11 protein-coding genes and 2 tRNA genes are annotated in these 18,394 nt (G+C 74.0%); 7 read left to right on the plus strand and 6 right to left on the minus strand.

Annotated elements, in window-relative coordinates; all coding sequences use genetic code 11:
• Positions 1 to 73: 73 nt before the first annotated feature.
• Entirely contained in the window at positions 74 to 526 is a 453-nt protein-coding gene (locus tag BJ976_RS09205; RefSeq protein WP_135030320.1) for a hypothetical protein, read from the minus strand.
• Positions 523 to 1,563: an NAD(P)H-quinone oxidoreductase gene (locus BJ976_RS09210; protein WP_135030340.1), complete on the minus strand. Its 1,041-nt coding sequence runs from the start codon at positions 1,561 to 1,563 to the stop codon at positions 523 to 525. Before BJ976_RS09210 ends, BJ976_RS09205 begins: the two co-directional genes overlap by 4 nt.
• 176 nt (positions 1,564 to 1,739) lie before the next feature.
• Between BJ976_RS09210 and BJ976_RS09215 the strand changes: the two genes are divergently transcribed.
• The 3 genes from BJ976_RS09215 to BJ976_RS09225 all read left to right on the plus strand — a co-directional run bounded on the left by BJ976_RS09215 (position 1,740) and on the right by BJ976_RS09225 (position 7,278).
• A tRNA-Ser gene (locus BJ976_RS09215) sits at positions 1,740 to 1,827 on the plus strand.
• A gap of 192 nt (positions 1,828 to 2,019) precedes the next feature.
• Complete coding sequence (locus tag BJ976_RS09220; protein ID WP_135030319.1) at positions 2,020 to 4,380, plus strand: bifunctional metallophosphatase/5'-nucleotidase; 2,361 nt, start codon at positions 2,020 to 2,022, stop codon at positions 4,378 to 4,380.
• Between the two features lie 120 nt (positions 4,381 to 4,500).
• Positions 4,501 to 7,278 (plus strand): ExeM/NucH family extracellular endonuclease, encoded by a 2,778-nt coding sequence (locus BJ976_RS09225; RefSeq protein WP_135030318.1) that lies wholly within the window; start codon positions 4,501 to 4,503, stop codon positions 7,276 to 7,278.
• Between the two features lie 86 nt (positions 7,279 to 7,364).
• Here BJ976_RS09225 and BJ976_RS09230 read toward each other — a convergent pair whose 3' ends face one another.
• Positions 7,365 to 9,344, minus strand: a complete 1,980-nt coding sequence (locus tag BJ976_RS09230) for an FAD/NAD(P)-binding protein (RefSeq protein WP_135030317.1) — start codon at positions 9,342 to 9,344, stop codon at positions 7,365 to 7,367.
• 287 nt (positions 9,345 to 9,631) lie between these two features.
• Between BJ976_RS09230 and BJ976_RS09235 the strand changes: the two genes are divergently transcribed.
• Positions 9,632 to 10,432, plus strand: a complete 801-nt coding sequence (locus tag BJ976_RS09235; RefSeq protein WP_135030316.1) for a PRC and DUF2382 domain-containing protein — start codon at positions 9,632 to 9,634, stop codon at positions 10,430 to 10,432.
• Positions 10,433 to 10,618: 186 nt separating this feature from the next.
• Positions 10,619 to 10,707: transfer RNA gene (locus BJ976_RS09240), tRNA-Ser, on the plus strand.
• A gap of 160 nt (positions 10,708 to 10,867) precedes the next feature.
• On the opposite strand, the gene BJ976_RS09245 is transcribed toward BJ976_RS09240, so the two are convergent.
• The gene (locus BJ976_RS09245; protein WP_135030315.1) at positions 10,868 to 11,704 is read right to left on the minus strand and encodes a hypothetical protein; all 837 of its coding nucleotides are present in this window, start codon (positions 11,702 to 11,704) and stop codon (positions 10,868 to 10,870) included.
• A 228-nt stretch (positions 11,705 to 11,932) separates the two neighbouring features.
• Between BJ976_RS09245 and BJ976_RS09250 the strand changes: the two genes are divergently transcribed.
• A complete protein-coding gene (locus tag BJ976_RS09250) occupies positions 11,933 to 13,282 on the plus strand; it encodes a polysaccharide deacetylase family protein (RefSeq protein ID WP_135030314.1) in 1,350 nt (449 codons plus the stop codon).
• A 28-nt stretch (positions 13,283 to 13,310) separates the two neighbouring features.
• Here the strand turns inward: BJ976_RS09250 and BJ976_RS09255 are convergent, their stop codons facing one another.
• Entirely contained in the window at positions 13,311 to 14,519 is a 1,209-nt protein-coding gene (locus BJ976_RS09255; RefSeq protein ID WP_376698717.1) for an MFS transporter, read from the minus strand.
• 37 nt (positions 14,520 to 14,556) lie between these two features.
• Between BJ976_RS09255 and BJ976_RS09260 the strand changes: the two genes are divergently transcribed.
• The gene (locus BJ976_RS09260; protein WP_135030313.1) at positions 14,557 to 16,035 is read left to right on the plus strand and encodes a phosphomannomutase/phosphoglucomutase; all 1,479 of its coding nucleotides are present in this window, start codon (positions 14,557 to 14,559) and stop codon (positions 16,033 to 16,035) included.
• Positions 16,036 to 16,048: 13 nt separating this feature from the next.
• Here BJ976_RS09260 and BJ976_RS09265 read toward each other — a convergent pair whose 3' ends face one another.
• Complete coding sequence (locus BJ976_RS09265; RefSeq protein WP_135030312.1) at positions 16,049 to 18,232, minus strand: RecQ family ATP-dependent DNA helicase; 2,184 nt, start codon at positions 18,230 to 18,232, stop codon at positions 16,049 to 16,051.
• Positions 18,233 to 18,394 lie beyond the last annotated feature (162 nt).

Below are 18,394 nucleotides of genomic sequence, written 5' to 3' on the forward strand. Positions count from 1 at the left end.
CCCCGTCGCACCCCGTGCGACGGGGTCCTTCCCTGTGCGGGCCCTGCGGGTCCGGACGCCCCGGCCGCAGCGCTCAGAGCCCCGCGGCCAGCTCGACGGCGCGGTCGACGTGCCGCAGGGTCCGCTCGGCGTGGCGTCCCACGGCCGCCGTCCCCCCGTGGGACCGCCGGGCCATGGCGACCGCCTGTGCGGTGGCGGCCAGCTCGTGCGCGGCACGGGAGAGCTCGCGGTGCACCGCCGCGGTGGTCGGCGGGATGTGCTGGTCGTCGTCGCCGGGATGCGCGGCGTGCAGGCGCACGGCCAGGTCGCGCACCACCGCGAGGCGGTCCGTCAGCTCGTTGCCCGCGTGCACCAGGCCGTTGTGCTCGGCGTCGCTCAGCGATCCCGGGGTGCGCTCGTCCAGCAGGACCTGCCAGTAGCGGTCCAGGGCACGGGCGAACCGGTCGTGGCCGCGGCGCCACAGGCCCGTGCCGAGCTCGCGCTCGTCCGTGCGGCGCTGTCGGAGGCGGGAGAACGGGCCCCTCACCGGTCGACCTCCGGGCGGCGGACGTCGGCGTCGTCGGTGACCAGCAGGACCTTGCCCGTGCGGTCGTCGGCGTCGAAGAACTCCTGCGCCGCGGCGGCCTCCGCCAGCGGGAGGCGGGCCACCACGGAGTGGTGGATCCGGCCGGCGGCCACGAGCGGCCAGACCGCGCGCTCGGTCGCCGCCACGATCCGCGCCTTCTCCGCCACGGGCCGCGGACGCAGCAGCGACCCGGTGATCCAGCCCCGTCGCGCCGCGAGGCGCATGAGGTGGAAGTCCTCGGGGATCGGCCCGCCCTGCACGGCGATCACCACGATCCGCCCGTCCATCGCCAGCGCGCGCACGTTGGGCGCGAGGTAGGGACCCCCGACGACGTCGAGCACCACGTCCGCACCGTGCCCGCCCGTGACGTCCCGCACCCACTCCGCGAACGCGCCCGCCGGCGCGGCACGGTGGTCGAACGCGGCCTCGGCGCCGAGCTCGAGGGCGCGGGCGACCTTGGCCTCCCCGCCGGCGGTGCCGAGCACCCGCACGCCGGTGGCCGCGAGGTATTGGACGGCGAAGGAGCCGATGCCACCGGTGGCGCCGTGCACCAGCGCCCACTCCCCGGCCTGGACACGGGCGGCGGCCACGAGGTTCGAGTGGACCGTGCACGCGACCTCGGGCAGCGCGGCCGCGTCCACGAGGTCCACCCCGTCCGGGACGGCCATCAGCTGTCCGGCCGGGACGACGACGTGCTCGGCGTAGCCCCCGCCCACCAGGAGCGCGCACACCCGGTCGCCGACGCCGAAGCGCCCCTCCCCCGGCATGCCCGCCCCGGGGCCCACGTCCAGGACCGTGCCGGAGACCTCGAGGCCCGGGATCGCGGACGCCCCGGGCGGCACGGGGTAGTCCCCCGCCCGCTGCACCAGGTCCGCCCGGTTGAGGCCTGCGGCGGCCACCGCCACCAGCACCTCGCCGGGCCCGGGGGCGGGCACGGGCTCGCGCGCTGCGCGGATCACCTCCGTGCCCCCGGCGCCGTCGTAACGCACGGCCAGCATGTCCTGCGGGACCTGTCCCATTTACGTCTCCTCTCGCCTCGGGATCCGTCCCGCCCACGCCGGGCGGGGGACCCGCGGTTCCTCGGCGCCCATCCTCCCGCGCGGAGCCCCGAGCGGGCCACCGGCTAGAGTGGAACGGCGGATCCGCGCCGCACCCCGGCGCCGCGGACCCGCGAGGATGGTTGTCCGAGCGGCCGAAGGAGCCGGTCTTGAAAACCGGTGCGCGGTGACCCCGTGCCGCGGGTTCGAATCCCGCACCATCCGCGTCCGACCTGAGGGGATTCCCGGCCTGGCCACCCCGGGCCCGCCCTCCGTTCACCCGGCCGACACCCTGCTGTGGTGGGATGGGACACACGGTCGTCGCCGCCGGTGACGACCCCCGCCGCCCGCACCGTCACCGCCGCGGGACTCCCGGAGCCTCCGGGACCGCCGCGGCGTCGCACCCAGGGGAGTCCCATGTCCAGCCTGTTCCGCCGCCACACCCTCGCCGCCGCCGCGTGCACCACGCTGGTGCTCGCGCCCGCCGCCCCGGCCTTCGCCGTCGAGACCGCCGAGGGCACCCAGACCATCTCGATCCTGTCCTTCAACGACTTCCACGGCGCCCTGTCCGCCGACTACTCGGGCACGCAGTTCGCCGACACGGTGGAGGACTACCGCACCGCCTTCGAGGCGGAGCACGGCGCGGACAGCACGCTGCTGACCAGCGCCGGCGACCTGATCGGCGGCTCCGCCTCCGTGTCCAACGTGCAGCAGGACGAGCCGACCATCCGGATCATGAACGCCCTGGGCCTCGAGACGCTGGCTGCCGGCAACCACGAGTTCGACCGCGGGCTGGACGACCTGCGCGACCGCGTCCTGCCCCTCGCCGACTTCCCGGTGCTCTCCGCGAACTTCGTGGACCCGCAGACCCGGGAGCCCGTGCTCGCCGCCTCCGAGATCGTGGAGGTCGAGGGCGTCCGTGTGGCCGTGATCGGCGCATCGCCCAACGAGCTCTACGCCACCACCACCGGCGCCGGTCTCGAGGGCAACCTGGTCCTGGACATGGTCGAGGCCGTCAACGCCGAGGCCGAGGCCATCGCCGCCGCCGGCACCGCGGACGTCATCGTGGCCTCCTACCACGACGGGGCGGCCGGCTCCGGCGCCCTCGAGGACGAGACCGCCGCCAAGGCCCTGTTCGACCGGATGGTCAACGAGACCAGCCCGCTCGTGGACGTGATCTTCAACGGCCACACCCACCAGCTCTACCAGTTCGAGACGGACAACGACGGCGTCGCGCGCCCCGTGCTGCAGGCCGGCGCCTCCGGCAGCCACCTGGCCGCCGTCGAGCTGACCCTGGACGCGGACGGCACCGTCCTGGCGACGACCTCGAAGCTGCTGGAGCGCTCCACGCAGGACCCGGCCGAGGCCGCCGCCGAGTCGGCCGTGACCGCCGAGGTGTACGCCCTCGAGCAGGAGGCCGTGGCCGTCTTCGAGGACATGCAGTCCCAGGTGATCGCGGACCTCGACGGCTCGATCACCACCGACTACCAGAAGCGCCTCGACGCCGGCGGCACCTGGAAGGCCGGCGGCACGCGCAGCGCGGAGACCACCCTGGGGAACTGGGTGGCGAACTCCATCAAGCACTCCGTCTCCGCGGCCCAGCCCGAGGTGGACGTGGCCGTGGTGAACCCGGGCGGCCTGCGCTCGGAGCTGTTCGTGGACCGGTTCAACAGCAACGGCGTGTTCACCGAGAAGCCCGAGGACCTCGTGGGCCGGCTGACCATGGGCGAGATCATGGACGTCGCCCCGTTCGGCAACACCCTCACCTACTTCGACATCCCCGGCTCCTCCATCAAGCAGGCCCTCGAGCAGAACTGGCGGGACGGCGAGCGCGTCTTCACCCTCGGCTGGTCCGAGGAGCTCACCTGGACCTACGACGACTCCCGCCCGCAGGGGGACAAGGTCACCGGCGTCTGGCTGAACGGCGAGCCGCTCGAGATGGACCGCATGTACACCGTGGCCGCGCAGTCGTTCCTCGCGGACGACACGTGGGTCTCCCTGGGCGACCCGACCAAGGCTCCCGACGGCTACACCGCCTTCGCCGAGGGCCGGGAGAACTTCGTGGACCTGGGCGTCCTGGACACCACCGCAGTGGTCTCCTACGCCCGTGCGCAGGACGCGGCCGAGGGCGCGGTGTCCCCGGACTACGCGAAGAAGGGCGTGCCGGTCACCGGCGCCCCGGCCACTGTGGAGGCCGGCCAGGAGATCGTCCTGACACTCGGCGACCTCGTGATCGACTCCGACGGCGCCCCCGCCGCGACGTCCGTGGCGGTCTCCTTCGTCACCGCGGACGGCGAGACCGTCGAGCTGGGCACCGTGGAGGTCCCGGCGGGCGAGGAGTCCGTCACCCTCTCCGGCATCACGGCCCCGCAGGACGCCGGCACCGGTGAGCTCGTCATGACCGTGTCCTACGAGGACGGCACGACGACGGTGGTCCGCCACGCCCTGGAGGTCACCGCGGCCGCCGGCGAGGAGCCCGCCGAGCCCACCCACCCTGCGCAGCCGACCCACCCGGTCCATCCCACGCACCCGGGCCAGCCGGCCGACCCCGCCGACCCGGCGCACCCGGGCCAGGGCCACGGCCCCGTCAAGGGTGACGACCACCCCGGCCAGGGCCTCGGCCCGGTGAAGGGTGAGGAGAACGCCGACGAGGCGCACCACACGGTGCCCGAGAAGGTCCAGACCGGCGACGATGCCGCCTGGCCCGTGGCCGCCCTCGCCGCGCTCGGTGCCGGCGTCCTCCTGACGGCGCGCCGCCGCCTCACCACCGCGCGCTGACCCCGCACCGCCGGCCGTCCCCACGGCCGGTGTCCGGCGACGGCGGCGGGCCCGCCCAGGCCCGCCGCCGTCGTCGTGCTCCACCCCCGACCTCGCCCAGCCCCCTCCGAGAGGAACCCCATGCACGCGCCCCGCCTGCGCCTCGTCCGCACTGCCGCCACCGCGGCGGCCCTGACGCTGCTCGCCCCCGCCGTCCTGTCCGCCCCCGCCCAGGCCTCCCCGGCCGGGGACTCCCTCGTCATCAACGAGGCCTACACGAACGGCGGCTCCGCCAACGCGGTCTACACGCACAAGTTCGTGGAGCTGTACAACCCCACGGACCAGCCGATCAGCCTGGACGGCTGGTCGCTGCAGTACCGCTCCGCCACCGGCACGTCCTCTCCGACCAACACGGTGGCGCTCTCGGGTGTGATCCCGGCGAAGGGCCACTTCCTCATCTCCGGCGGCTCCAACGGCACCACCAGCGCCGCCCTGCCCGAGGCGGACCTCGTGGCCGGCGGCTCGTTCAACCCGGCCGGGACGAAGGGCACCATCGTGCTCGCCGACCAGGCCGGCACCGTCACGGGCCTGCCCGTCGGCTCGATCCTGACCGACGACGTCGCCGGGGTCGCGGACGTGCTGGGCTACGGCACCTCGAACACCTACGAGACCGCCCCGGCCGCCGCTCCCTCCGCCAACACGGATCCGAAGTCCATGACCCGCACCGACGGGGTGGACACGGACGACAACGCGGCGGACTTCACGCTCACCGACACCCCGACGCCGACCGCCTCCTCCGCCTCGGGCGAGCCGCCGGTGGACCCGGTCGATCCCGTGGACCCGGTGGACCCGGCGCCGACGGCCCCGGTGCTGAGCATCGCCGAGATCCAGGGCACGGGCTCCGCGACCCCCTACGACGGCCAGGCCGTCACCACCACGGGCGTGGTCACGGCGGTCTACTCCACCGGCGGGTTCAACGGCTACTACATCCAGACGCCCGGCTCCGGCGGGGTCGAGGACGCCACCCCCGGCGCCTCCGACGGCGTCTTCGTCTACTCCCCCGAGACCGTCGGCTCCGTGGCGCTGGGCGAGACCGTCACGGTCACCGGCACGGCCGGCGAGTACTACGGCCTGACCCAGATCACGGTGTCCGCCGGCGGCGTGCAGACCTCGGCCGCGGCCGGCACGGTCAGCCCCCGCGCGCTGTCCTTCCCCCTGACCGAGGCGGAGAAGGAGGCCCACGAGGGCGAGCTGCTGGCCCCCGCCGGCGAGTGGACGGTCACGGACAACTACGACGTCAACCGCTACGGGTCCCTGGGCATCGTCCCGGGCACCGACCCGCTGGACAACCCGACCTCGGTGGCCCTGCCTGGCGCCGAGGCCCAGGCCGTCGCCGAGGCGAACGCCCAGAAGCTGATCGTCCTCGACGACGGCGCCGCCACCGACTTCGGCCGCTCGCCGGGCAACCAGGGCACGCTGCCGTACCTCGACCTCGACGACCCGGTGCGTGTCGGCGCCTCGCTCGACTTCCGCACGCCGGTGATCCTGGACTACCGGTACGACGCCTGGTCCTTCCAGCCGCTCGAGCAGCTCACCGACGCGAACGCCGAGCGCGTGGAGCCCGTGTCCGTGGCGGACGACCGCCCGAAGGAGGCGGCGCCCGAGGCCGTGGGCGGCAACGTCAGCGTGGCCAGCTTCAACGTGCTCAACTACTTCACCACCCTGGGCGAGGAGGTCGCCGGCTGCGGCGCCTACCGCGACCGTGACGGCGATCCCGTCACCACGAACGGGTGCCTGCCCCGCGGCGCGTACGAGACCGAGGACTTCCTGCGCCAGCAGGAGAAGATCGCCACCGCGATCAACGGCCTCAACACGTCCGTGGTCGCCCTCGAGGAGATCGAGAACTCCGAGAAGTTCGGCCTCGACCGCGACCATGCGCTCGCGCACCTCGTGGACGCCCTGAACGCGCAGGCCGGTGAGGAGAAGTGGGCCTACGTCGCCTCCCCCACGGACCGCCCCGCGGTCGAGGACGAGGACGTCATCCGCTCGGCGTTCATCTACCAGCCGGCCGAGGTCACCCCGATCGGCGAGTCCGTCCTCCTGGACGACCAGGTGAACTTCGACAACGCCCGCGAGCCGCTGGCCCAGCACTTCCGCGTGGCGGACGGCACCCCCGAGGGCGTCGAGGGCACCGACTTCGTGGCCATCACCAACCACTTCAAGTCCAAGGGCGGGTCCGGCGCCACCGGCGACAACGTGGACTCCGGCGACGGTCAGGGCGCCTACAACGCCGACCGCGTGGCCCAGGCCGAGGCGCTCGTCGCCTTCGCGGAGGAGATGAAGGTGCGGGCCGGCACCGACCGGGTCCTGCTGCTGGGCGACTTCAACGCCTACGAGCAGGAGGACCCGATCCGGGTGATCGAGGCCGCCGGCTACATCTCCCAGGGCGCCAAGACGGACGAGTACTCGTACACGTACGACGGCGCCGTGGGCAGCCTGGACCACGTGTTCGCCTCGCCCGCCGCGGACGCCACGGTGACCGGCCAGGACATCTGGATGATCAACGCCAACGAGTCGATCGCCCTGGAGTACTCGCGGCACAACTACACCGCCGAGGACCTCTACTCGCCCGACCAGTGGCGCTCCTCGGACCACAATCCGATCCTCGTGGGCATGCAGCTCGACGGGCCCGCCACCGACCCGGTGGACCCGGTCGACCCCGTGGACCCGGTGACCCCGGCGCCGGGCGAACAGTGCGACGCCGCCTTCAACGCGGCCGCGTGGATGCGCTGCGCCGGCGTCCATCCGGGCCAGGGGGGCAACGGCAAGCCGGGCGTGCACCCGGGCCAGGGTGACCACGGCAAGCCGGGCGGCCACCCGGGCCGCGGCCGCGCGCACGCGCCCGGTCAGCAGCGCTGACCGGGCGGGGCGGCCGCCCACCCCGGACGACGACGGCGGGCCGTCGGGAGCGCGTCTCCCGGCGGCCCGCCGTCGTGCCCGGGGCCTCAGGCGCCGAGCAGGACCCGCGCGGCGGCGTCGGCGTCGGCCAGGAACAGGGCGCGGTCCCGGGCGTCGGCGCCGGCCTCCGCGGCGATGGCCGTGCCCCACTGCACGCCGGACAGCTGCAGTCCGAGCACCAGGATCCGCTCGTGGACGGCGCCGTCCGCGGACCGCAGGCGATGGGGCCGGGCGGTGACGTCGAAGCCCGTGCTGGGGCGCGGGGCGCCCTCCTCGTCCTCCCACGTGCCGGTGGCGGCGACCCCGTCGGCCAGCATCTGCCGGATCAGCGGGGCGGCCGCCGCGTCCACCCGGTTGGGCGGCATCATGGCCTCCACCAGCCAGGTGCCCTCCGTGACCGCCGGCTCCACGGCGTCCTCCGCGCCGACGCGCGGGCTGCGGACCCGGAACACGCCGGCCTCGGCGTCCGCGTCCACCTGCGGCGAGGGCCCCGCCCAGGTGAGCAGGCCCGCCCGGTGCAGGGCCAGCATCTGCTCGATCCGCACGAGCGGCGGGCCGGAGGCCAGCCCCTCCACCAGCGGCTCGAGCCACCCCTGGACGTCCCGGACGCGGGAGACCTCGGAGACCAGCCCCTGCGCCACCCATGTCTTGATGCGCAGCCGCCCCGCGTGCAGCGCGCCCACCGCCTGCATGAACGGGGAGTCCTCCCCGGCCGCCGCCTCCTCGCAGGCATGGCCCAGCAGCTCGGCGACCGCCCCCTGGTGCTCCGCGGCGCTCGGGAACACGGCGTCCCGGAAGGGTTCGGCCCACGAGCGGATGTCCAGGAGGCGCCGTTCGGGGGCGTAGCCCTGCAGGAGCTCCTCGGCGTGGCGGGCCGTCACGGGGGCGCCGCGGCCGGCGTCCTCGAACATGCCGACCAGCTCCAGCAGGAACCGCCCCGCGGCCACCGGTCCCCCGAGGGCCTCCGGGTGCACGCGAGCGAGCGTCGCGTAGTAGTGGCGCATCACGTCCCGGTGGAGCAGGGGCCACACGTGCTCCGCGACGTCCAGCTCGCCGTGCCGGTCCAGCAGGTCCGCGACCGCCGCGTCCGAGAGGTACTCGAGGCGCACCCGCCGGGGGACGAAGGCGTCCACCTGGGCCTTCGGGAAGTAGGGCACGCCGCGCCGGGACATCAGGTGCAGCCGCGGCTCCCGGCCGGAGGGCGCGTACTCCAGGGCCTCTCCGGCACCGGCCCCGGTGGGACGGAAGACGCCTCCCCGGCCCTCGGTCAGCCGGGCCTGGAGGTCGAACGCGTTCAACCCCATGCCGCGCACCAGCACCGTGTCCTCCGCCCCCACGGCGTCCACGTCCAGCTCCGCGGGCAGGTGCGGCCCCCGGTAGTGCAGGACGCCGGACTCCCGGGCCGTCTCGGCCAGACGCCGCTGGGCAGCGCTGAGCACCGCGTCCTGGTGGCCCAGGCACAGGACGACGGCGTCGGCCGTCAGCTCCTCGACGCCGGCCTCCACCCGCGGGGTTCCGCCCGGGTCGCACGGCCGCAGCGTCAGGCGCGCGTCGCCGTCGTCCGTCGGGTGGAGCGCGACCGTCTCCGCGCGGTGCACGACCACGTCCCGGACCTCCGGGCGTGCTCGCAGGGCGGCCAGGAGGGCGTCCGCCGTGTCCTCCAGATAGCGGCCGTACACGGCGCGGGGCGGGTAGTCCTCCCGCTCGAGGCCCCCCGCGGCGACGGGGTGGGCGCGGCGCCAGTCGTCGAAGGAGGCGGACACGGAGGACGGGCGCAGCCCGGGGTTGTCCGCGGCGCATGCGGTGGGGAAGAAGGCCGGGGTGTTCATGAGCAACAGGGGGTCCTGGTCCGGGCGCCACACGCGCCCGGAGCCGACCCGGTACGGGTCCACGAGGTGCAGGGTCCAGGACCCCGCGCCGGCCTGGTCCGACTCGAGTCGGGCCAGGAACCGGTCCAGCACCATGACGCCCCGTGGCCCGACCCCCACGACGGCGAGGGTGCGATGCGCCACGACGGTCCGGTCCACGGTGTACCTCCTCCGGGCGGCGGGTCCACCCTGGACAGCACAGCCTAGTGGTTCAGGTCAAGGGATGAAGACCTCCTGGGAGGCCGGGCAGCGGACCCGGTACGACGCATCCTGAACCGCGCGATTCCGCGGGTGAATGCAGTTTCCTGACAGCGGCCTGGGAATCGTCGTTCGAGCGCGCCGACGCTGTTGACGCCGCACCCCGCCGTGCGGAATGGTGAGCGATGTGACGGGGCGAAAGCCTCGTGAACGAGTTCAACAATCCCGATTCAAAAGGAGCACTCATCATGGATCGCAACGCTCTCGATCAGCTGCAGAACGGCGACGTCTTCTCCACCGACGGCGAGAAGATCGGCTCCGTCGGCCAGGTCTACCTGGACGACGTGACCAACGAGCCCACGTTCGTGACCGTCAAGACCGGCCTGTTCGGCGCGAAGGAGACCTTCGTCCCGCTGCAGCAGGCTCAGACCACCACCGACGGCATCACCGTTCCCTTCACCAAGGACTTCGTGAAGGACGCCCCGAACGTGGACGCCGACGGCTCCCTCACCCCGGAGGAGGAGCAGCGCATCTACGAGTACTACTCCCTGGAGTACTCGGGCGCTGAGACCGACCGTCACGCCGCCGCCGGCACCGTGACCACCGGCACCGACCGCGTCGAGACCGAGCGTCGCGACGTCGTCGACACCGACCGCCGCGCCGCCGTGGACAACGACGACGACTCGATGGTCCTGCGCGACGAGCACCTGCAGGTCGGCACCGAGCGCAAGGCCTCCGGCCGCGTGCGTCTGCGCAAGCAGTCCTACACCACCACCGAGACCGTCGAGGTCCCCGTGACCCGCGAGGAGGTCGTGGTGGAGCGCGAGTCCATCGACCCCAACTCCGCCGAGGCCCGCGTGGACGGCGACAACGAGGTGTCCGTGACCACCTACGAGGAGGTCCCGGTCGTCAACAAGACCGTGGAGGCCGAGAAGGTCTCCCTGGGCAAGCGTCACGTGCAGGACACCGAGACCGTCACCGAGGAGCTCACCCACGAGGACGTGCAGATCGACGGCGACGTCCGCAACGATCGCGACGGCCTGCGCTGATCGCACTGAGGGACAGCGCGGCTGACGCCGTGTGACCTCCCTTCGAAGGGCCCCGGACCCCTGGTGGATCCGGGGCCCTTCGTCGTTCCCTCCCGCGGGCGCAACGCGCACCCCCTTTGCCCGGGGCACCACGTGCACGGTAGGCTGATCCGGTCCGTCGCGCCTCGCGAGGCCGTGCGGACGGAGGGAGACGTGCCAGAGCGGCCGAATGGACTTCACTGCTAATGAAGGGCTCGCCGAAAGGTGGGCCGGGGGTTCAAATCCCCCCGTCTCCGCGAGAGAGGGCCCCGGATCCATGACGGATCCGGGGCCCTCGACGCGTCCGGGGCTGCGGCTCTGTGAGGCAGCGGGTCCCACTCCGGTCCGGTCGACGTCCTTTCGCGGGGTCGCCCGGAACCAGGGCGACCCCGCGAAAGGACGTCGACCCGGCGGGACTCAGCCCCCGCCGTCCCGACGTTCCTTCATGCGGCGGAGCAGCTCGAACGCCTCTGGGACGGACAGGCTCGAATGGCTCGAGAGCTGCACCGCCGCTGACTCCAGGTTGCCGTCGCGGATCATGGCGGAGAGCTGGTCCCGCAGCCAGGGCGGCAAGTCCTCCGAGGCCAGGCGCACCGACTCGTCCCCGCGCATCACCTCCACCTCGAAGTGCGGCTCCTCCGGGGTCGGCGCCGCGGTCCAGTGGTCGGGGATGGTCAGCGAGGTGAGCTCCTCCCGCTCCGCGGGGACCGGGGGGATGACAGGGCCGCCCGCGACGTCGTCGACCGCCGGCCCCTCCTCGGAGGCCCCGGCGACGGGGTTCGCGGCGTGCGCGCCGTGCGGACGCTCCGGACCGACGGGGCGGTCCTCGCCCACCGACGGGGCCCGGTCCTCGGCCTCGTCGTCCACGGCCGGCCCCTCCTTCGAGGGCGCCACCGACGTGTGCGACGTCGGCTCCTCCTCCGGTGCGGGCAGGGAGTAGACCTGCGGGTGCAGGGTCAGGGACTGGACGTCCAGGAGGGCGTCGCGCACGGAACGGCCCGTGTGCCGGCGGTAGTCGCGCACGGCCTCGAAGGGTCGCCCCTGGGCGATGTGCCCGTACACGGCCCGGTGGGTCTCCTCGTCCAGTCGACGAGCGGCCGCCCGGGCGCGTTCCGGTGTGGCCTCCCGCGAGATCTCCGGGGCGCCGGGGGAGTCCTCCGCGGCCGGGGACGGACGGCCGGAGAGCCAGCGCGTGACGAGCAGGGTGAGGACGCCGATCACCACCACGGCGAGGATCGGGACGAGGTATTCCATGGGTCCGAGTCTAGGGGCGAGTGCACCATCTCACCCCGGTCCGCACGGACGGCCCCGACCCCGCTCGCCCCGGCTGGCGTACAGTGAGAGGACAGGGGACCACCCGGGATCCGCGCCCACCCGTCCCGACGGATCGGCCGTGCCCCCAGGACGTCGGCCTCCTCGGAACCGCCTCGATACGACGCACACGAGCCGCAGACCTCGCAGACCTGACAGCGGAAGGACACCATGCCGCACCTCGCACGCCCCGCCCGCCCCGTCCCCGGATCCTCCCGGACCGGACGCCGGCTCGCGCTGACAACGGGCCTCGCACTGGTGCTGACCGCCTGCTCCGCGCCCGCGGAGGACGGCCTCACCGCGGTCTCGTCCCCCGCAGCGTCCGCGACGTCGGCCCCCACCACCGCGGCCTCGTCCCCGGCCGCGGCCTCTTCCGGTCCCGGCTCGTCGGACGCACCCGCCGCGCCGGACCCGGCCCCCGCCACGCCCTCCTCCTCAGCGGCCGCGGCGCCGTCGTCCGACGTCCCCCTGACGGCCCGCTCCCAGGAGGAGGTGCCCATGCGCGCCTTCACCGCGGACGAGCAGCCCCCGCAGTTCATCCTCTACTCCTTCGACGGCGGCTACCAGAACGACCGCTGGGACTACGTCCAGGACGTCGCGGAGGAGGCGGACGCGAAGTTCACCGTGTTCCAGTCCGGCATCCACCTCTTGGCCGACGAGAACCGGGAGTACTACCAGGCGCCCGGCAACAAGCCCGGCTACGTCAACAAGGAGCTCGGCGGGGACGAGGCCGAGATCGCGGCCCGCGTCACCAACATCAACGAGGCCTACGCGCAGGGCCATGAGATCGGCACCCACATGAACGGGCACCTGTGCGCCACCGCCGACTACGGCGGGGACAAGTGGTCCACCGAGGAGTGGCTGGACGAGCTGGGCCAGTTCCAGGACATGTTCGCGGACCCCCGCGGGGTCAACGGCTACGGCGACGACTTCCCGGAGATGGAGGTGCCGCTCTCCGCGATCCAGGGCACCCGGCTGCCGTGCCTGGACGGCACGTGGAAGGAGCTCGTCCCGGCGTTCGACGAGGTCGGCATCGAGTACGACACCTCCCGCGGCACCGGCAGCGTCGGCGTGTCCTGGCCCTACCAGGACGACGGCATCTGGGAGTTCGAGATGCCGATCGGCTACTCCCCCACCCTCGCGGACAGGGGCCACGACTCCCCCGTGGTGATGGCCATGGACTACAACTTCTGGATCTCCGGCAACGGGGGCGAGGAGGCCGACACGGCGGAGCTGCGGCAGTTCCAGCTGGACACGTACCGGTACATGTACGAGTCGGCGTACCACGGCAACCGTGCCCCGCTCGTGTTCCCCAACCACTTCAACACCTGGGCGGGCAACGCCTTCAACCCCGCCGTGGCCCAGTCCATGCGCGAGTTCTGCGCCGAGGCGGACACCCACTGCGTGACCTACCAGCAGCTGATCGACTGGCTCGAGCTGCAGGACCCCGCGGTCCTCGCGGCCTGGCAGGAGCGCGACGCGTCCGCGACCGGCGAGGACGCCGCCGAGCTCGGCTGGTGACCGGCCGCGCGTCGTGACGACGTGCTCCTCAGTGGCCGGCCTCGGGGTGGCCGCGCAGCACCACGACGGCGACGGCGAGCGCGGTCAGCGCGAGAACGACGACGAGCAGGACGGTGCCGGGCCACCCGAACGTCTCGTGGCCCAGCCCACCGAGCCAGCCGAACAGGCTCGAGCCGGCGTAGTAGGCCAGGGTGTAGAGGGAGGTGGACTGGGCCCGGCCGGTGGTCGCGGCGGTGCCCGCCCAGCCGGAGGCCACCGCGTGGGCCGCGAAGAAGGCTCCCGTGGCCACGACGAGCGCGGGCACCAGGACCGTCGGATGGGGCACCAGGGTGAGGGCCGCCGCGGCCGCCATGAGCCCCGCGGACCCCGCGAGCACGCGCAGCCGGCCCACCCGCATCGCCAGCCTGCCCGCGCGCGAGGAGGACCACGTCCCGGCGAGGTAGGCCAGGAAGACCAGCCCGGCGGCGGTGGGCGACCAGGAGAAGGGCGGAGCCAGGAGCGTGTAGCCCACGTAGTTGTAGAGGGCCACGAACCCGCCCATCAGCAGGGCGCCCTGCAGATAGAGGGCCACGAGCGCGGGCGTGGCCAGGTGGACGCGGACCCGCCGCGCGGTCTGCGCCACGGACGCGCGCACCGGCCGAAAGCGGCGCGCGCGGGGGGTGACCAGGAGGAACCCGAGGGTGCACGCCACGCCCACGGCCGTCACGACCAGCATGCCGGCCTGCCAGCCCGCTGCCTCGGCCACGGGCAGGGCGAGCAGCCGACCGGAGAGCCCGCCCAGCGTGGTCCCGGCGACGTACGTCCCGGCGGCGGCAGGCACGACGCGCGGGGCCACCTCCTCGGCCAGCAGGGTCACCGCGAGCCCGGCCACGCCGCCGTGGGCCATCCCCTCCAGCAGACGCATCCCGAGCAGCAGCTCGAGCGAGGGCATCAGCACGCCGGCGACCGCGAGGGCGGAGGCGGTGACCAGGGAGGCGGCCATCACGGGACGGCGGCCCCAGCGGTCCCCGGCCAGCGACCACGGCACCACGGACACCGCGAGCCCGAGGGTTGCGGCGGCCACGAGCAGCGCTGCCCGGTGCGCCGGGACGCCCAGGTCCGCGCTCACGAGCGGCAGAAGGCCCTGGGGCGAGTACAGCTGGGCGAACGTGGCCACGCCCGCGAGGAACAGGCCCGCCAGCAGGCGCCGGTAGGCGGTCGAGCCCGGCTCGGCGGGAGCGGGCAGGTCGTCGGTCACACGGCCACTGTAGTGAGGTGTCGGTATCATCGACCGGGTGACTACTGCACCCGGCGCCATCGACCTGCACGACTCCTTCAAGGCCTACGACGTCCGCGGGATCGTCGGCGAGACGATCACCGCCGAGACGGTGCGCGCCGTGGGCGCCGCGTTCGTGGACGTGCTCGGCCTCGCCGGACAGACGGTGCTGGTGGGCGGGGACATGCGCCCCTCCTCCCCGGAGTTCATGACCGCCTTCGCCGAGGGCGCCACCCGCCGGGGTGCGGACGTGCTGCGCCTGGGCCTGATCTCCACGGACATGCTCTACTACGCCGCCGGCGTGCAGGACGCCGCCGGCGTGGTGTTCACCGCATCCCACAACCCCGCCGAGTACAACGGCATGAAGATGGCCCAGGCCGGTGCCGTGCCCGTGTCCTCGGACACGGGCCTCTACGAGATCCGCGACGCCGCCCAGGCCTACCTCGACGCCGGGGAGATCCCCGCCGCGGGCGAGCCGGGCGCGGTCGAGGAACGGGACATCCTGCCGGCCTACGCCGAGTACCTGCGGTCCCTCGTGGACCTCTCCGGCATCCGGCTGCTGAAGGTCGTGGTGGACGCCGGCAACGGCATGGCCGGCAAGACCACCCCCGCGGTCCTCGGAGACGCCGCCCTCGAGGCGCTGCCGCTGACCATCGAGCCGCTGTACTTCGAGCTCGACGGCACCTTCCCCAACCATCCGGCCAACCCGCTGGAGTCCGAGAACCTGCGGGACCTCCAGGCGGCCGTGCGGGAGCACGGCGCGGACATCGGCCTGGCCTTCGACGGCGACGCGGACCGCTGCTTCGTGATCGACGAGCGCGGCGAACCCGTCTCCCCGTCCGCCGTGACCGCGCTCGTGGCGCGCCGGGAGATCGCCCGTGCCAAGGCCGACGGCGACGACGTCCCCGTGGTCATCCACAACCTGATCACCTCCCGGGCCGTGCCCGAGCTGGTGGCCGCCGACGGCGGACGCGCCGTGGAGACCCGCGTGGGCCACTCCTTCATCAAGGCCGTCATGGCCGAGGAGGGCGCCGTGTTCGGCGGCGAGCACTCCGCGCACTACTACTTCCGTGACTTCTTCAACGCCGACACCGGCATGCTCGCGGCCATGCACGTGCTGGCCGCCCTCGGCGGGCAGGAGCAGCCGCTCAGCGAGCTCACGGAGGAGTACGAGCCGTACTTCGCCTCCGGGGAGATCAACTCGCAGGTGGCGGACAAGGACGCGGCGGTCGCGGCCGTGCTGTCCCAGTTCGCCCCTGAGGCGGCCGCAGGCGGGACCGGCGCGGCCTCCGCCGCCCACGAGGACTTCGCCGGGGTGGCCACCACGGTGCAGCGCATGGACGGCACCACGGTGGCCGCCGCGGACGGCTCCTGGTGGTTCAACCTGCGCCCGTCCAACACGGAGCCCTTCCTCCGCTACAACGGTGAGGCCCGCACGCCGGAGACCATGGCGGCGATCCGGGACGCCGTGCTGGCGATCGTGCGCGCCGAGCGCTGACCCGCCGCGCGGCTCAGCCGTTCTGGGCGAGGACGAACGGCAGGACGCCCTGCGCTCCGGCTCCGCGCAGGACGCGGGCGGCCTCGGCCAGGGACCACCGTGAGTCCACGAGGTCGTCCACCAGGAGCACCGGGCCGTGCTGCCCGGCCTCGGGCGCGGTGCGGAGCATGTGCTCCATGGCCTCGGGCACCGCGAACCGGCCGTGGACCGAGGCCAGCCGGTAGGCGCTGTTGCCGCCGGGTCCCGCCGTGGGTCCGCCGCCGACCGTCTCCAGCGCACCGAGGAACGGCAGCCGTCCCAGCCGTGCGATTCCGCGGGCGAACGAGTCCACCAGCTGCGGCCGTCCCCGGGAGGGCATGGCGACGACGGCGATGGGACGGGCCTGCCACCCCCACGCGGCGAGCACGGCCACGGCCCCCTGCAGCACCTCCTCGGGCAGGGGGGCGTCCTCTGCGGCGAGCAGCTCCCGCAGGCGGGAGCCCCAGCCGAGGTCGGTGAGACGCGCCAGGGCCCGTCCCTCCTCCGCCTGCTCCCCCTCGGCGATCCGGCCCTTCACCGGCACGCCGAGGCGGTCCATGTTCGAGGGCCACATGCGCCGCGGCTCGATCGGCACGCCCGTGCGCCGCAGCGCCTGGTCCGCGCGCTCCCGCGCGGCCCCGTCCCAGCCCGTGGGGAACCAGGGGCCCGCGCACACGTCGCAGCGCCCGCACGGGGCGGCGGTGGGGTCGTCCAGCGTGCGGGCCAGGAATTCCATGCGGCACGTCTGCGTGGTCTGGTAGTCCAGCATGAGCCGTTCCTCCGCGCGGCGGGCCTCGGCCACGCGGGCGTAGCGTTCGGCGTCGTAGGTCCAGTCACGCCCTGTGGCGCGCCATCCGCCGCCCACGCGCTCCACGGCACCGTCCACGGCGAGGACCTTGAGCAGCAGCTCGAGGACGGTGCGCTTGACGGACACCACCGGCTCGAGGGCCGCCACGGACATCGCACCGCCGGACTGCTGGAGCGCATCCAGCACGGCGCGGGCCTGGGCCTCGTCCGGCATGGAGGCGGTGGCGAAGTACTCCCAGATGGCCCGGTCCTCCTGGCCCGGCAGCAGCAGGACGTCCGCGTGGTCCGTGCCGCGGCCGGCGCGGCCGACCTGCTGGTAGTACGCCACCGGCGAGCTCGGGGCGCCCAGGTGCACCACGAAGGTCAGGTCCGGCTTGTCGAACCCCATGCCCAGGGCCGAGGTGGCCACCACCGCCTTGACCCGGTTGGCCTTGAGGTCCTCCTCGATCCTCTCCCGCTGCTCCGGGTCCGTCCGGCCCGTGTAGGCCACCACCTCAACGCCGGCGTCCCGAAGCGCCCGGGCGGTGTCCTCCGCCGCGGAGACGGTGAGCGCGTAGACGATCCCCGAGCCCGGCAGCTCCTGGAGGTGCTGCAGCAGCCACGCCAGCCGCGCGGCGGGGCTGGGCAGGCGCAGCACGCCCAGGCGGAGGGACGCGCGCGCCAGAGGACCGCGCAGGACGAACACCTCCTGCCGGGACTCGACGTCCAGCTGCTCCACGACGTCCTGCACCACGCGGCCGTTGGCGGTGGCGGTGGTCGCCAGCACCGGCACGGCCCGCGGGCCGGAGGAGGGCAGCTGCCCGATCAGGTCCCGGATCCGCCGGTAGTCCGGCCGGAAGTCGTGCCCCCAGTCGGAGATGCAGTGCGCCTCGTCCACCACCAGCAGGCCCATGCGGGAGACGAGGTCCGGGAGCTGCTCGTCCCGGAAGCGGGGGTTGGTCAGGCGCTCGGGAGAGATCAGCAGCACGTCCACCTCGTCCGCGGCCAGGGCGCGGCGCACGTCCTCCCATTCGGTGGCGTTGGCCGAGCTCACGGACACGGCCCGCACGCCGGCGCGGGCGGCCGCGGCCACCTGGTCCCGCATCAGCGCCAGCAGCGGGGAGACGATCAGCGTGGGCCCGGCGCCCCGGGCCCGCAGCAGCAGGGAGGCCACGAAGTACACCGCGGACTTGCCCCAGCCGGTGCGCTGGACCACGAGCGCGCGGCGCCGGTGGGCCACGAGCGCCTCCACTGCCTCGTACTGGCCCTCCTTGAACTCGGCGTCCGGGCGGCCCACGAGGTCCCGCAGGACCTTCAGCGCCTCGGCGTGCAGGGCCGGGTCCTCGACGGCGGGCGAGGGGCTCGGGGCGGTGGAGGCCTGGGGGGTGCTCATGTCGGCCAGTCTGCCAGCGGGGGCGGACGCGGTACCGGGCCCGGCCGGCCGCAGGGGACGACGCGCGCACCTCGGAGGGCCTGTGCAGGAGCCGTCCGACCTGGTGCGCCGCACCGCGCCCCGCGCGACCGGGAAATGCCATATGGGCGGGTGGGACAATGG

The sequence above is a fragment of the Micrococcus flavus genome (genome assembly GCF_014204815.1).
In the GTDB taxonomy this organism is placed as follows: Bacteria; Actinomycetota; Actinomycetes; order Actinomycetales; family Micrococcaceae; genus Micrococcus; species Micrococcus flavus.